Annotated in this window: 14 protein-coding genes; 1 reads left to right on the top strand and 13 read right to left on the bottom strand. The window is 71.7% G+C overall.

The window, feature by feature from the left end; translation table 11 throughout:
* From E6J59_06075 to E6J59_06085, 3 genes are all read right to left on the bottom strand, one after another.
* Positions 1–523 (bottom strand): hypothetical protein (locus E6J59_06075; protein ID TMB21351.1); only part of this gene is annotated, 523 nt, incomplete at its 3' end.
* A 22-nt stretch (positions 524–545) separates the two neighbouring features.
* Complete coding sequence (gene pgsA / locus E6J59_06080) at positions 546–1,247, bottom strand: CDP-diacylglycerol--glycerol-3-phosphate 3-phosphatidyltransferase (protein TMB21340.1); 702 nt, start codon at positions 1,245–1,247, stop codon at positions 546–548.
* On the bottom strand, positions 1,138–1,797 hold the full coding sequence (locus tag E6J59_06085) for a lytic transglycosylase domain-containing protein (GenBank protein TMB21341.1): 660 nt from the start codon (positions 1,795–1,797) through the stop codon (positions 1,138–1,140). Before E6J59_06085 ends, pgsA begins: the two co-directional genes overlap by 110 nt.
* A 93-nt stretch (positions 1,798–1,890) precedes the next feature.
* On the opposite strand from E6J59_06085, the gene nadB reads away from it, so the two are divergent.
* The gene (gene nadB / locus E6J59_06090; GenBank protein TMB21342.1) at positions 1,891–3,522 is read left to right on the top strand and encodes an L-aspartate oxidase; all 1,632 of its coding nucleotides are present in this window, start codon (positions 1,891–1,893) and stop codon (positions 3,520–3,522) included.
* Between the two features lie 68 nt (positions 3,523–3,590).
* Here the strand turns inward: nadB and E6J59_06095 are convergent, their stop codons facing one another.
* The 10 genes from E6J59_06095 to pnp all read right to left on the bottom strand — a co-directional run.
* On the bottom strand, positions 3,591–4,274 hold the full coding sequence (locus E6J59_06095) for a DUF1614 domain-containing protein (protein TMB21343.1): 684 nt from the start codon (positions 4,272–4,274) through the stop codon (positions 3,591–3,593).
* A gap of 28 nt (positions 4,275–4,302) precedes the next feature.
* Positions 4,303–5,709: an amidophosphoribosyltransferase gene (locus E6J59_06100; GenBank protein TMB21344.1), complete on the bottom strand. Its 1,407-nt coding sequence runs from the start codon at positions 5,707–5,709 to the stop codon at positions 4,303–4,305.
* Positions 5,710–5,756: 47 nt separating this feature from the next.
* A complete protein-coding gene (gene purL / locus E6J59_06105) occupies positions 5,757–7,964 on the bottom strand; it encodes a phosphoribosylformylglycinamidine synthase subunit PurL (GenBank protein TMB21345.1) in 2,208 nt (735 codons plus the stop codon).
* Complete coding sequence (gene purQ, locus E6J59_06110) at positions 7,961–8,689, bottom strand: phosphoribosylformylglycinamidine synthase subunit PurQ (GenBank protein TMB21346.1); 729 nt, start codon at positions 8,687–8,689, stop codon at positions 7,961–7,963. The genes purL and purQ overlap by 4 nt, the downstream gene beginning before the upstream one ends.
* Positions 8,689–8,940 carry a phosphoribosylformylglycinamidine synthase subunit PurS gene (gene purS / locus E6J59_06115; protein TMB21352.1) on the bottom strand — a complete coding sequence of 84 codons (252 nt, stop codon included), beginning with the start codon at positions 8,938–8,940 and terminating at the stop codon, positions 8,689–8,691. The genes purQ and purS overlap by 1 nt, the downstream gene beginning before the upstream one ends.
* A gap of 5 nt (positions 8,941–8,945) precedes the next feature.
* Positions 8,946–9,659, bottom strand: coding sequence for a phosphoribosylaminoimidazolesuccinocarboxamide synthase (locus tag E6J59_06120; GenBank protein TMB21353.1), 714 nt, complete (start codon positions 9,657–9,659; stop codon positions 8,946–8,948).
* Positions 9,646–10,944: an adenylosuccinate lyase gene (locus E6J59_06125; GenBank protein TMB21347.1), complete on the bottom strand. Its 1,299-nt coding sequence runs from the start codon at positions 10,942–10,944 to the stop codon at positions 9,646–9,648. The genes E6J59_06120 and E6J59_06125 overlap by 14 nt, the downstream gene beginning before the upstream one ends.
* Positions 10,937–11,611, bottom strand: coding sequence for a dUTP diphosphatase (locus tag E6J59_06130; protein TMB21348.1), 675 nt, complete (start codon positions 11,609–11,611; stop codon positions 10,937–10,939). Before E6J59_06130 ends, E6J59_06125 begins: the two co-directional genes overlap by 8 nt.
* Positions 11,608–12,861 (bottom strand): insulinase family protein, encoded by a 1,254-nt coding sequence (locus E6J59_06135; GenBank protein TMB21349.1) that lies wholly within the window; start codon positions 12,859–12,861, stop codon positions 11,608–11,610. The genes E6J59_06130 and E6J59_06135 overlap by 4 nt, the downstream gene beginning before the upstream one ends.
* A gap of 4 nt (positions 12,862–12,865) precedes the next feature.
* A partial coding sequence (gene pnp, locus E6J59_06140) for a polyribonucleotide nucleotidyltransferase (GenBank protein TMB21350.1) occupies positions 12,866–14,070 on the bottom strand: 1,205 nt, incomplete at its 5' end.

A 14,070-nucleotide genomic window follows, 5' to 3' on the forward strand; every position in this document is an offset into this window, starting at 1 on the left:
TCTCGCCCGCGGCGTGGTAGCCCATCATGTCCGGCGGCAAATTCGGCATTGACTTCTCGGCCTGGGCGATGAAGCCGTCCATCATACCGCCATCGTGGTCCGCGACCGCGTCCGCCGCCCCATGAGGGCCCCCGAGGTTCACGTCGTTGGGATCGTGGAAAGGCCTGACGCATTGCCCACTCCCGGGATCGGGCACACAGACCGTGGGCACACCGTGGCGCATGCGGATGCCGTCGGCATGGGGGTAGGTGCCGAAGTAGCTGTCGAAGGAGCGATTCTCCTGCATGATCACGATGACGTGTTGGAGCTTTCTCCTGGCGTTCGCGAGTTTGTGTTTGAAGGGCGCGCCGTTCGGGTGCTGCCGTTCGTTGCGCGCCCACGCCAGACCAGAGGCCAGGAGGGCGCAGAGGAGTAGCGCAAACAACGAGAGACGCCACCGCGCTGCTGGGACCGCACCGCCTGCGAGTTTGACGCAGATTGCCGGCGAGGCTTCCAATGCGCCCGGGGCAACGCCTTCCGGCATCACCGCAGTCAACCACACGCGCTCAGTCGAGCCGGAGCTGGCGCAGGATGCGGACGTAGTAGTCGACGCCCGACCACACCGCAAGCGCGAGCGCCATCCACAGGAACAGCATGCCGCCGGCGTGGAAGTCGATCTCGAGGCCAGTGCCCGGGATCGGATAGCGGTAGTGGAGGAGGAGCGCCTCGAGCGCGAACACCTGGAGGATCATCTTGTATTTGCCGAGCTCCTGCGCGGCGAGCGTGACGCCGCCGCTCGAGGCGATGCCGCGGAGGCCCGTGACGGCGAGCTCGCGCAGCACGATCACCACCACCATCCAGGCGGGCACGCGCGGCTCGGGCGGGACGGCGGCGAGCATGATGAGGGCAGCCGCGACGATGAGCTTGTCGGCGAGCGGGTCGAGGAGCTGCCCGAGCGCCGTCGTCATGCCGTGGCGGCGCGCGAGCCAGCCGTCCAGGAAGTCGGTGATGCACGCGACGAGGAAGGCGAGCGCCGCCAGCGCGCGGGCGGCGGGCGTCGACCAGAGGAGCGCCACCACCAGCACCGGGACGAGCCCGACGCGCACCAGCGTGAGCAGGTTCGGCAGCGCGGCCGCGCGCGTGCCGCGCCCCACGGCGTCAGCGGCGGGCGAGGACACCCGCTCGTTCCCGCAGGTACGCCAGCCGGTAGCGGAGCACGCGCGCCAGGTACTCCCGCGTCTCGGGGATGGGCGGGACGCCGCCCGCATCCTCGACGGTCCGGGTACCGGCGTTGTAGGCCGCGACCGCGAGGGGCAGGTTGCCCCCGTACCGGTCGAGCAGCATGCGCAGGTGGCGGCACCCGCCCTCGATGTTGTCGCGGGGCAGGAAGACGTCGCGCACCTGATGCTGCGCGGCCGTCTCCGGCATGAGCTGCATCAGCCCGAGCGCACCCTTGCGTGAGACCGCTAGCCGGTCGAAGTCCGACTCCGCCTTGATCACGGCCTTCACCAGCGCATACTCGACATTGTTGCGCTCGGCAATCTCGCGGATCAGGCGGTCGTAGGAGGTCGGGATCGGCGGCGGGACGGGCTTGGCCAGCTCGGCCAGGAACGCTTCGCGCGTCAGCGGCACCAGCATGCGAGGCGCCGGCGGCAGCTCGCGCATGAGGCGCGCGGCCGGCGTCGCGGGCGCGTTGGTGAAGACGAGCGTGCCCGAGCGGTCGCGGTAGCGATAGATGTCGGCGCTCGCCGGCACGACGAAACCGAGCGCGGCCGCGCTCACCGCCCCCCAGACCGCCACCTGCATAGCGAAATTCACGATACGGGACGGCCCCGGCGGGGTCAATCATTGGGCGCCGGGCGGGCGTCAGGCGCTTGACCCGGCCGGACGGGCACGGGAAGCTGGGCTGCCGTGCCGGTCGAGAGCGACTTCCTGGTGCTCGGCAGCGGCATCGCCGGCCTCACCTGCGCGCTCGAGTGCGCGCGCGCCGGGAGCGTCGTGCTGGTCACCAAGGACCGGCTCCCGGAGAGCAACAGCCGCTACGCACAAGGCGGCATCGCCTCGGTCTGGAGCCCGGAGGACAGCTTCGAGTCGCACATCGCCGACACGCTCGCCGCCGGCGACGGGCTCTGCCACCGGGACGCGGTCGAGGTGGTGGTGCGCGAGGGTCCGGACCGGGTGCGCGACCTGATCGCCCTCGGTACCAACTTCGACCTGCGCGGCGACCCCGACGACCACGAGTACGACCTCGGACGCGAGGGCGGTCACTCGAAGCGGCGCATCCTGCACGCCACCGACGCGACCGGGCGCGAGGTGATCCGGGCCCTCGGCGAGGCGGTGCGCGCCACGCCGAACATCAGCATCCGCGAGAACCACCTCGCCGTCGATCTCCTCCTCGAGCGCGGCGAGCGCCCCGTCTGCTGGGGCGCCTACGTCCTCGACCGCGAGGGGCGCGGGGTGCACCGCTTCCCTGCGCGCGCGACGTTCCTCTGCACCGGCGGCGCGGGCAAGGTCTACCTCTACACCTCCAACCCGGACGTCGCGAGCGGCGACGGCGTCGCCATGGCCTACCGGGCGGGCGCGCCGATCGCCAACATGGAGTTCTTCCAGTTCCACCCGACCTGCCTCTACCACCCCGAAGCGAAGTCCTTCCTGGTGACCGAGGCGCTGCGCGGCGAAGGGGCGATCCTGCGCCGGCCCGACGGCGAGACGTTCATGAAGCGCTACGATCCGCGCGCCGAGCTCGCGCCGCGCGACATCGTCGCGCGCGCCATCGACAACGAGATGAAGGTCCACGGCTTCGAGTGCGTGTACCTCGACATCTCGCACCGCGACCCGGACTTCGTGCGCGGCCGCTTCCCGACCGTGTACGAGACCTGCCGCCGCTTCGGGATCGACATGACGCGGCAGCCGATCCCGGTCGTGCCCGCGGCGCACTACGTCTGCGGCGGCGTGGTCGCGGACCTCGACGGCGCGACCGCCCTCGACCGCCTCTACGCCTGCGGCGAGGTGGCGTGCACGGGCCTGCACGGCGCCAACCGCCTGGCATCGAACTCGCTCCTCGAGGCGCTGGCGTTCGCGCACCGCGCCGCGACCCACGCCTGCGCACGCCTGCGCGACGATCGCCGGCGCTGGCCGGACATCCGCCCCTGGGACGCGGGCCGCGCCACCGACAGCGACGAGTCGGTCGTGGTCACGCAGAACTGGGATGAGATCCGCCGCTTCATGTGGAACTACGTCGGCATCGTGCGCAGCGACCGGCGCCTCGCCCGCGCCCGCACGCGCATCGCGCTCCTGCAGGAGGAGATCCGCGAGTACTACCGCGACGTCGTCGTGACCAGCGACCTGATCGAGCTGCGCAACATCGCGACCGTGGCGGAGCTGATCATCGTCTCGGCCAGCAGCCGCCGCGAGAGCCGCGGACTCCACTACACGATCGATCACCCGCGCCCGGACCCGGCCTGGGCGCACGACACGGTGGTGCGGCGGCAGGACGGCGCGGGCGTCGAGGTGCTGGCCCCGTCCCGGCGCGCCTTCGCCTGAGCGGCGGACGGCGGCGGCGGACGGTAGCGACGCCGCGGTCCCGTCTCCGCCGGCCGCGCCGCCGCCGGTCAGGCGAGCAGGACGGCGAGGATCCCGCTCATGAAGATACCGTCGAAGGTCCCCGCGCCGCCGATCGACGCGATCGGCGCGCCCAGCCCCCGGATGCGGCCGAGGTTCAACAGGTCGGCACCGATCAACGTCCCCAGGCTGCCGGCCACGTAGGCCAGCGCGGGGGCGGAGCCCCGCGACATCGCGAGGGCGGCTGTGGCCGCCACCAGCGGCGGGACGAAGGTCGGCACCGCGATGCCCACGCCCCGGACCGGCTGGGCGATGGCGTGGACGACGGCCGCCACCACGCCGATGCCCGCCAGGCTCGGGACCCAGAGCCCATTCTTCACGACGAGGTAGAGCGAGAGCAGCGTCGGGATCACGGCCCCGCCCACGTTGACGGCGATCACCGTGCGCGGCCAGTTCTCGACCACCGGGATCACGTAGCGCATACCGAAGAAGACGATCTCGTCGCCCGAGAGCACGCGCTCGGCGGGCAGCTCGGCCACGGGGATGTTCACGCCGCTCCCGGCGAGCGAGAGCATGAGCAGGGTGAACACCCAGCGCCGGTCCACCCCCACCTTCTCGTAGGCGTAGCCGAGGATACCGACCTCGATGAAGGCGACGAGGAAGACGACGAGCAGGAAGAGCGCCAGGACGAACGGCAGCGCGAGCGGGAAGAAGTGGAAGCGCGACCAGGACAAGGCTTGCTCCCCCGGCGCCCGGGGCACCCTACCGGTCGCAGGCCTCGAAGAGGTGGAGCTGCCGCACCGGCACCTCCTCGCCCGGCGGGATCGGGTAGTTGCCGGTGAAGCAGGCGTCGCAGAAGTTCGCCCGCTGGCCGGCGAAGGCGTACATGCCGGCAACGCTCAGGTACGCCAGCGAGTCGGCGCCGAGGTACGCGCGGATCTCCGCCACCGAGTGCGACGAGGCGATCAGCTCCGCGCGCGTCGGCGTGTCGATGCCGTAGAAGCAGGGGTGCGTCGTCGGCGGCGAGCTGATGCGCACGTGGACCTCGCGGGCCCCCGCCTGCCGGATCATGGCGACGAGCTTCTGGCTGGTCGTCCCGCGCACGATCGAGTCGTCGACCACCACCACGCGCCGGCCCGCCAGCACCTCGCGCAGCGCGTTGAGCTTGACCTTGACGCCGAAGTGCCGGATCGAGCTGGAGGGCTCGATGAACGTCCGCCCGACGTAGTGGTTGCGGATGAGGCCCATCTCGTAGGGCAGCCGCGCCTCCTCGGCGTAGCCGATCGCGGCCGGCACGCCCGAGTCGGGGACGGCGATCACGATGTCGGCCGGGACCGGGCTCTCGCGCGCGAGCTCGCGGCCGAGCGTCTTGCGCACCTCGTACACGTTGCGCCCGAAGACCCGGCTGTCGGGGCGTGCGAAGTAGATGTACTCGAAGACGCAGGCGTGCGTCTCCTGCCGAGGGAACGGGTGCACGGAGTCGAGGCCGCGCTCGCTCACGGTGACGATCTCGCCCGGCTCGATTTCGCGCTCGTAGCGCGCGTCGACCAGATCGAGGGCGCAGGTCTCGGAGGCGACGACCAGCGCATCGCCGACCCGCCCGAGGACGAGGGGGCGGAAGCCGCGCGGGTCGCGCGCCGCGATGATCCGGTTCTTGGTCAGGAACACGAGCGAGTAGGCGCCCTTCACCTGGCTGAGCGCGTCGATGATGCGCCCGGTGAGCGTGGCTTCCGACGAGGCGGCGATCAGGTGGATGATGACCTCGCTGTCGACCGTCGACTGGAAGATAGAACCGCGCGCCTCGAGCCGGCTGCGCAGCTCGTCGGCGTTCACGAGGTTGCCGTTGTGCGCGATGGCGAGCGCGCCCTGCGCCCACTCGACCACGAACGGCTGGCAGTTCTTGAGCACGGTCGAGCCGCTGGTCGAGTAGCGGTTGTGGCCGATGGCGAGCCGGCCCCCGAGGCGCCCCAGGATCTCCTGGTCGAAGATCTCCGCCACGTGGCCCATGCCGCGGTGGCTGATGAGGGCCTCCCCGTTCGAGGCCACGATACCCGCCGACTCCTGGCCCCGGTGCTGCAGGGCGTAGAGGCCCAGGTACGCGAGGGTGGCCGCCTCCGGATGGCCGTAGACGCCGACGACACCGCACTCCTCGTGGAACTTGTCGAACATCGCTCCGGTCCACGCACTCTAGCGGACGCCGCCCGCCAAGTATACCGCTAGCCGCCCAGCCGCCGCTCGAGCGCGCGCCGCCAGCGCTCGCGCGTCGCCTCGAGCGGCAGGTCGATCACGTCCCCGATCACCAGGCTCCGCCCGCGCACCTCGCCCAGGATGGTGAGCGGCACGTCCTCGCGCCGGGCGAGGTCGCGGAGCCGGCCCAGGTGGCGCCGTGGGAGCGAGAGCAGCATGCGCGACTGGCTCTCCCCGAAGAGGAGCGCGTCGGTCCGCATGCCCTGCTCCAGGTCGACGCGCACCCCGAGCCCGGGCCCACCGAACGAGCACTCGGCGAGGGCGACCGCGAGCCCGCCCTCGGCCACGTCGTGCAGAGAGCGCGGCAGCCGCTCCTCGGCGGCCGCGAGGCAGAGACGGTGGAGCCGCCTCTCGGCCTCGAGGTCGATCCACGGGGGCGCGCCCCGCACCAGGCCGTGGAGCACCGCCAGGTACTCGCTCGCGCCGAGCTCCTCGCGCGTGCGGCCGAGGAGCACGATCACGTCGCCCTCGGCCTTCCACCACGGCGTGAGGTGCGCCTCGACGTCGTCGAGCAGCCCCACCATCGCGATGGTGGGCGTGGGCGGGATGTTGCGCCCCTCGGTCTCGTTGTAGAAGCTCACGTTGCCGCTCACCACCGGCGTGTCGAGCGCGACGCACGCATCGCGGATGCCCTGCACGCCCTGCTGGAACTCCCACATGACGTCGGGCTTCTCGGGGTTCCCGTAGTTGAGGCAGTCGCTGACCGCGAGTGGGCGCGCGCCGACGGCGACCAGGTTGCGCGCGGCCTCCACCACCGCCAGCACGGCGCCGAGGTAGGGGTCGAGGCGGCAGTAGCGGCTGTTGCAGTCGACGGTGAGCGCGAGTGCGCGCCGGGTCCCCTCGAGGCGCACGACCGCCGCGTCGGCCCCGGGACGGACGACCGTGTTGCCGCCGACCAGGTGATCGTACTGGCGATACACCCATTCGCGCGCGCACAGGTTCGGGCTCTCGAGGAGCCGCACCAGCGCCTGGCCGTGGTCCGCGGGCTCCGGGATCTCCGCCGGATCCAGGCGCTGCAGCTCTTCGAGACGCGCCGGCTCCTCGGCCGGACGGCGGTACACCGGCGCCGCTTCGGTCAGCGCCGCGACCGGCAGCGCGCACACCTCCTCGCCGCGCCAGCGGGCGCGGAACACGCCGTCGTCCGTCAGCCGGCCGACCACGGCGGCCTCCAGGTCCCAGCGTGCGAACACCTCGGCGACCGCCGCCTCGTGTCCTGCCTGCGCCACCAGAAGCATGCGCTCCTGCGACTCGGAGAGGAGGATCTCGTAGGCCGTCATGCCCTCCTCGCGGAGCGGCACCCGGTCGAGCTCGAGCACGATGCCCATGCCGCCGCGGCCCGCCATTTCGACCGACGAGCTGGTGAGCCCCGCAGCGCCCATGTCCTGGATGGCGACGATGTCGTCGCCCTGCATGAGCTGGAGGCACGCCTCGAGGAGGAGCTTCTCCGTGAACGGGTCGCCCACCTGCACCGCCGGCCGCTTCTCCTCGCTGGTCGCGTCGAGCGCGGCCGAGGCGAGGAGGCTCGCGCCGTGGATGCCGTCGCGGCCGGTGCGCGCGCCGACGTAGATGACGGGGTTGCCGACCCCCGCGGCGCGCGCCCGGAAGAGGCGATCGGCCGGCGCGACGCCGAGCGTGAAGGCGTTCACCAGGATGTTGTGGTCGTAGCCCGGGTCGAAGGAGATCTCGCCGCCCACGGTGGGGACGCCAATTGAATTGCCATAGTGCCCAATGCCGGCCACCACACCCTTCACCAGGTAGGGCGTGCGGGGGTGGTCCAGGCTCCCGAAGCGGAGCGAGTCGAGGCTCGCGATCGGACGCGCGCCCATCGTGAACACGTCGCGCAGGATGCCGCCCACACCCGTCGCGGCGCCCTGGAAGGGCTCGACGAACGAGGGATGGTTGTGGCTCTCGATCTTGAAGACCGCGGCGTGCCCGTCGCCCAAGTCGACCGCACCCGCGTTCTCGCCCGGGCCCTGCAGCACCCGCGGGCCCCTGGTGGGCAGCTGGCGCAGGAAGGCGCGCGAGCTCTTGTACGAGCAGTGCTCGGACCACATGACGGCGAACACGCCGAGCTCCTCGAGGGTGGGGGGGCGCCCGAGCAGCGCCACGATCCTCCCCCACTCCTCGCGCGTGAGGCCGTGCTCGTCCGCGACCTCGGCGCTGACCGCGCGGCTCATCCCGGCGCGGACGCGGCCGGCCCTGCCGCCGCGCCACGCGCCACCCAGGCCTCGACCGAGCGGAAGAGGCGGAGCCCGTCCGCGCCGCCCGTCAGGTGCTCGACGGCGTGCTCGGGGTGCGGCATGAGCCCGACGACGTTCCGCTCGGCGCTGCACAAGCCGGCGATGTTTTGCAGCGAGCCGTTGGGGTTCGCCTCCGGCGTGGGGCGCCCGGCGCGGTCGGTGTAGCGGAAGACGACGCGGTGCTCGCGCTCGAGCGCCGCGAGCGTGGCCTCGTCGGCCACGTAGCAGCCCTCGCCGTGCTTCACCGGCAGCTCGAGCACCTCGCCCGCGCGGCAGCCGTGGGTGAAGAAGGTCTCGGCCGTCTCGACCCGCACCGTGACCGGCTCGCACACGAAGCTGAGTGAGCGGTTACGCACGAGCGCGCCGGGGAGGAGGCCCGCTTCGCACAGGATCTGGAAGCCATTGCAGATGCCGAGCACGAGTCCGCCGTCGCGGACGTGCCGCGCCACGGCCTCCATGATGGGCGAGAACTTGGCCATGGCGCCGCAGCGGAGGTAGTCCCCGTAGGAGAAGCCGCCGGGCAGGATGACGCAGTCGACGCCGCCGAGGTCGCGGTCCTTGTGCCAGAGGGCCACCGCCTCGTCGCCGAGCACGCACCCCGCGGCGCGCAGTGCGTCCCGGTCGTCGAGCGAGCCGGGGAAGACGACCACGCCCCAGCGCATCAGCGGCCGTCCCGCTCGAGCTGGAACTGGAAGTCCTCGATCACGCCGTTGGCGAGCAGCCGCTCGCACATCTCGCGCACGCGGGCCGAGGCCGCCTGGGGCTCGGCCTCGCGGAGCCTGAGCTCGATGTACTTGCCCACCTTCACGTCCTGCACCTCGGCGAAACCGAGGGCGTGGAGCGAGTTCTGGACCGCCTTGCCCTGCGGATCCAGGATGCCGCGCTTCGGGGTGACGTGGACGCGCGCCAGCAGGGGCATCAGGCGGCCGCGCTGCAGATGCGCCGCGCCGCCTCCTGATAGGCGTCCTCGACGCCGCCCAGGTCGCGCCGGAACCGGTCCTTGTCGAGCTTCTCGCCGGTCGCCTTGTCCCAGAAGCGGCAGGTGTCGGGGCAGATCTCGTCGGCGAGCAGGATCTTACCGTGGTGGCGCCCGAACTCGAGCTTCATGTCGACCAGCACGATGTCGCGCTTGTCGAGGTACTCGCGGAGGAGGGCGTTCACGCGCAGCGCCCTCTCGTTGATGACCGAGAGCTCCTGCGGTGTGGCGAGGCGCAGGAAGCGGACGTGCCAGTCGTTGATCATCGGGTCGTCGAGCGCGTCGTCCTTGTAGTAGTGCTCGAGGATGGGCTCGGGGAGCGGCTCGCCCTCCGCGCGCCCGAGGCGCTTGGCGAGGCTGCCGGCGATGACGTTGCGCGCCACGACCTCGATCTTCACGATCTCGCAGCGGCGGATCAGCATGTCGCGCTCGGAGAGGCGGCGCACGAAGTGGGTCGGCACGCCCTCCTCCTCGAGGAAGCGGAAGAGGACCTCGGACATCCGGTTGTTGAGGATGCCCTTGTCGACGACCGTGCCGCGCTTCTTGGCGTTGAAGGCGGTGGCGTCGTCCTTGAAGTGCTGGATGAGGAGGTCCGGGTCGGCGGTGCGATAGACCTGCTTCGCCTTGCCCTCGTAGAGCAGCTCACCCCGATCCATGGTCGTCATCCAAGGCGCGCGAGAAGAGGGCTTGGGTATGCCGCAGGTGGTGCTCGATGTCAAAGAGGGTGGCGAGCTCGAGCGGCTTCAGGTGGCGGGACACGTCGGGGTCGGCCGCCAGCCGCTTCTGGAAGTCGCCGCCCGCCTGCGCGCAGCGCTGCACCCACCGATACGCCTCGTCGCGCTTGACCCCGCGACGCACGAGCGCGAGCAGCACCTGCTCGGAGAAGATCGCGCCGCCCAGCCGCTCCAGGTTCGCGCGCATCACCTCGGGCCGCACTTCGAGTCCCTCGATCACGTCGGCTAGGCGCGCGAGCATGAAGTCCATCACGATCGTGGCGTCGGGGCCGATCACGCGCTCGACCGAGGAGTGGCTGAGGTCGCGCTCGTGCCAGAGCGCCATGTTCTCGAGCGCGGCCGCGGCGTAGGCACGCACCAGGCGCGCGAGACCGGTCACGTTCTCGGCCAGGATCGGGTTCCGCTTGTGCGGCATCGCCGAGGAGCCCTTCTGGCCGGGTGCGAATGGCTCTAGCACCTCCCCCACCTCCGTGCGCTGGAGGTGGCGGATCTCGACCGCGATGCGCTCGCAGGTCCCGGCGAGGATGGCGAGCTCGCCGAAGAAGCGCGCGTGGCGGTCGCGCGGCACGACCTGGGTCGCGATCGGCTCCGGCCGAAGCCCGAGTCGCCGCAGCACGGCGGCCTCGAGCCCGGGCTCGCTGTTGGCGAAGGTGCCGACCGCCCCCGAGAGCTTGCCGTGGGCGATCGCAGCGCGCGCCGCGGCGAGCCCGCGGCGCCCGCGTTGGAGCTCGGCGTACCAGCTCGTGCACTTGAGGCCGAAGGTGATGACCTCGGCGTGGATGCCGTGCGTGCGGCCGATCATCGGCGTGCGGCGATGGCGGAGCGCCTGGGCGCGGACCGCGGCGCGCAGGCGGTCGATGCCGGCGAGCAGGAGATCCGCCGCGTCGCGGAGCTGGAGGGCGAAGGCGGTGTCGACCACGTCCGAGGAGGTGAGCCCCAGGTGGAGGAAGCGCCCCTCGTCGCCCACCGTCTCGGCGACCGAGGAGACGAACGCGATCACATCGTGCTTCACCTCGGCCTCGATCGCCCGTATGCGCGCGGCGTCGACGCGAGCCCGGGCGCGGAGCGTGCGCGCCGCCTCGACCGGCACCTCGCCTCGCTCCGCGAGCGCCTCGACCAGGGCCAGCTCGACCTCGAGCCAGCGCGCGAGGCACGCCTCCTCGGACCAGAGCCGGCCCATCTCCGGGCGGGTGTAGCGGTCAATCACTTCCGGGGCCCCGTCCGGTGCTCGCGCGCTCCGCGCGCTGCGCTCCTCCGATGGCCCCGGACCCCGTCGCCCGGCTCGGCTCAGCCTCGCTCGGGCTCCCTCCGACGCCCCCATCTCGCACGCTGCGCTCCGCCCCGGACCCCGTCGCCGGGCTCGGCTCAGCCTCGCTCCGGCTCCCTCCGGGGCCCTCATCTCGCACGCTGCGCTGCCCCGGATCCCCGGTGCTGCCGAAGCCGCCCGCGCCGCGCACGCTCTCCGGGAGGGTGGCGACCTCGCGCCAGACGACGCGGGCGACCGGCCCGATCACGAGCTGCGCGATGCGGTCGCCGTGGCGGACGCTCACTGGCTGGCGTCCGAGGTTGACGAGGAGGACGCGCACCTCGCCGCGGTAGTCGGCGTCGATCGTGCCGGGCCCGTTGAGCACCGTGAGGCCGTCGCGGGCGGCGAGGCCGCTCCGCGCCCGGACCTGCCCTTCGAACCCGGCCGGGATCGCGACCGCGAGCCCGGTCGGGACCAGGCGCCGGTCGCCCGGCGCGAGCACGATCTCGGCCTCGAGGTCGGCGAGCAGGTCCATGCCGGCCGCCCCGGGTGTCATGTAGCGCGGCAGAGGCAGCGGGTCGCGCCCGGGGCGGACGCGTACCACGTCGACCGCGAGGGGCGCCGTCAACTCGCAAGCACCTCGTCGCCCAGCGCGTGGCCCTTCAGATCGCCGAGCACGGTGAGGGCCAGGGTCTCGGACCGGAACAGCCGCTGGCTGACGCGCAGGACGTCGTCGTTGGTCACCGCGTCGATGCCCGCCGCCACCTCCTCGAGCGGCACGTCGCGCCCGAAGTAGATCTCGTTCTTCGCGATGCGGCTCATGCGGCTGTCACTGGTCTCGAGGCCGAGGAGCATGTTGCCCTTCATCTGGTTCTTGCCGCGCGCGAGCTCGTCGGGCGCGAGCCCGTCGCGCGCCATCCGCCCGAGCTCGGCCCGGATCACGTCGACCACCTCGCGCGTCCATTCCGCGCTGGTGCCGACGTAGACCCCCGTGTAGCCGGCGTCGTGGTAGGAGGAGAGGAACGAGTAGACCGTGTAGGCCTTGCCGCGCCGCTCGCGGATCTCCTGGAACAGCCGCGAGCTCATCCCGCCGCCGAGCGCGACGTTCACGAGGTGCGCCGGGTAGCGGTCGGCGTCGGTCTGCGCGATCCCGGGCGTGCCCAGGCAGAGGTGCACCTGCTCGAGGCGCTTCTCGTGCACGGAGAGGCCGGCGCGGGGCTCGGGCGGGCCGCCGTCCACGCCCGGGGCGCTGCCCGCGAGGGCGCCGAAGTGCCGGTTCGCGACCGCGAGCAGGTCGTCGTGGCCGACCGCCCCCGCCGCCGCGACGAGCACGCGGTCGGCCCGGTAGCGGGCCTTGAGGAAGCGGAGGAAGTCGTCGCGCACGAGGCGCGCCACGGTCTCGGCCGTCCCTGCGATCGGGCGCGAGAGCGGGTGCCCCGGCCAGAAGGCCAGGTTGAAGAGCTCGTGCACGTAATCGTCGGGTGTGTCCTCGACCTGCGAGATCTCCTGCATGATCACCGACCGCTCGCGCTCGATCTCCTCCGCTGCGAACGTGGACTGCGTGAAGATGTCCGCCAGCAGGTCGAGCGCGAGCGGCAGGTGCTCGCGCAGCACCTTGGCGTAGTAGCAGGTGTACTCCTTGCCGGTGAAGGCGTTCAGCACGCCGCCGACCGCGTCGATCTCCTGGGCGATCTGCGCAGCGGTGCGGCGGGCGGTGCCCTTGAAGAAGAGGTGCTCGAGGAAGTGCGAGATGCCGGCCTGCTCCGCGCGCTCGTAGCGCGACCCGTTCTCGACCCAGATGCCGACGGTGGCCGAGGTCAGGTCGGGCAGGCGCTCGGACAGCACCCGGACGCCGTTCGGGAGCCGCGTGAGCTGCATGCGCCTACCGTTGCGCCTCCTGCTGTCCCTCCTCCTTGAGCGCTTCCTTGCGGGAGAGCCTGATCTTCCCCGACCTGTCCACCTCGAGCACCTTGACCGGGATGACGTCGCCTTCCTTGATGACGTCGGAGACCTTTTGCACCCGCTCCTTGGCGAGCTGGGAAATGTGCACCAGGCCGTCGGTGCCCGGGAAGATCTCCACGAAGGCGCCGAAGTCGACGATCTTGCGCACCGTGCCGCGGTAGATCTTGCCCACCTCGGCCTCGGCGGTGATGGCGCGGATCTTGTCGAGCGCCTTCTGCATCGCTTCGCCGTCGGAGGACGCGACCAGGACCGTGCCGTCGTCTTCCACGTCGATCTTGACCCCGGTCTCCTCGGTGATGCCGCGGATCACCTTGCCGCCCGGGCCGATCAGGTCGCGGATGCGGTCCGGCTTGATGTGGATGGTGACGATGCGCGGCGCGTGCGTGGAGAGCTCGCCGCGCGGACGCGCCAGCGTCTGGTTCATGATGCCGAGGATATGGAGCCGCGCGCGACGCGCGTCCTCGAGCGCCTGCTGCATGATGGCGCGCGTCACGCCGCCGATCTTGATGTCCATCTGCACCGCGGTGACTCCGGCCTCCGCGCCCGCGACCTTGAAGTCCATGTCACCGAGATGGTCCTCGTCGCCCAGAATGTCGGAGAGGACGCGCACCTCGCCGCCCTCCTTGATGAGCCCCATGGCCACGCCGGCGACCGGCGCTTTGATGGGCACGCCGCCGTCCATGAGCGCGAGCGAGCCGCCGCACACGGTCGCCATCGAGGAGGAGCCGTTCGACTCGAGGATCTCGGAGACGATGCGGATGGTGTAGGGGAACTCCTCCTCGCTCGGGAGGATCGGCGCCAGCGCGCGCTCGGCGAGCGCCCCGTGGCCGATCTCGCGCCGCCCGGGGCTGCGCAGGAACTTGACCTCGCCCGTGCTGAAGGGCGGGAAGTTGTAGTGCAGCATGAACTTCTTGTACTGCTCGCCGATGAGCGCATCGATCTTCTGCTCGTCGGAGGAGGTGCCGAGCGTCGCCACCACGAGCGCCTGCGTCTCACCGCGCGTGAAGAGGGCCGAGCCGTGCGTGCGCGGCAGGACCTCGACCTCGCAGGTGATGGGGCGCACGTCGGCGAGCCCGCGGCCTTCGAGGCGGCGCTTCTGCTGCACGATCGCCTCGCGTACGACGT

This window comes from Deltaproteobacteria bacterium (genome assembly GCA_005879795.1).
Classification (GTDB): Bacteria; Desulfobacterota; Binatia; order DP-6; family DP-6; genus DP-6.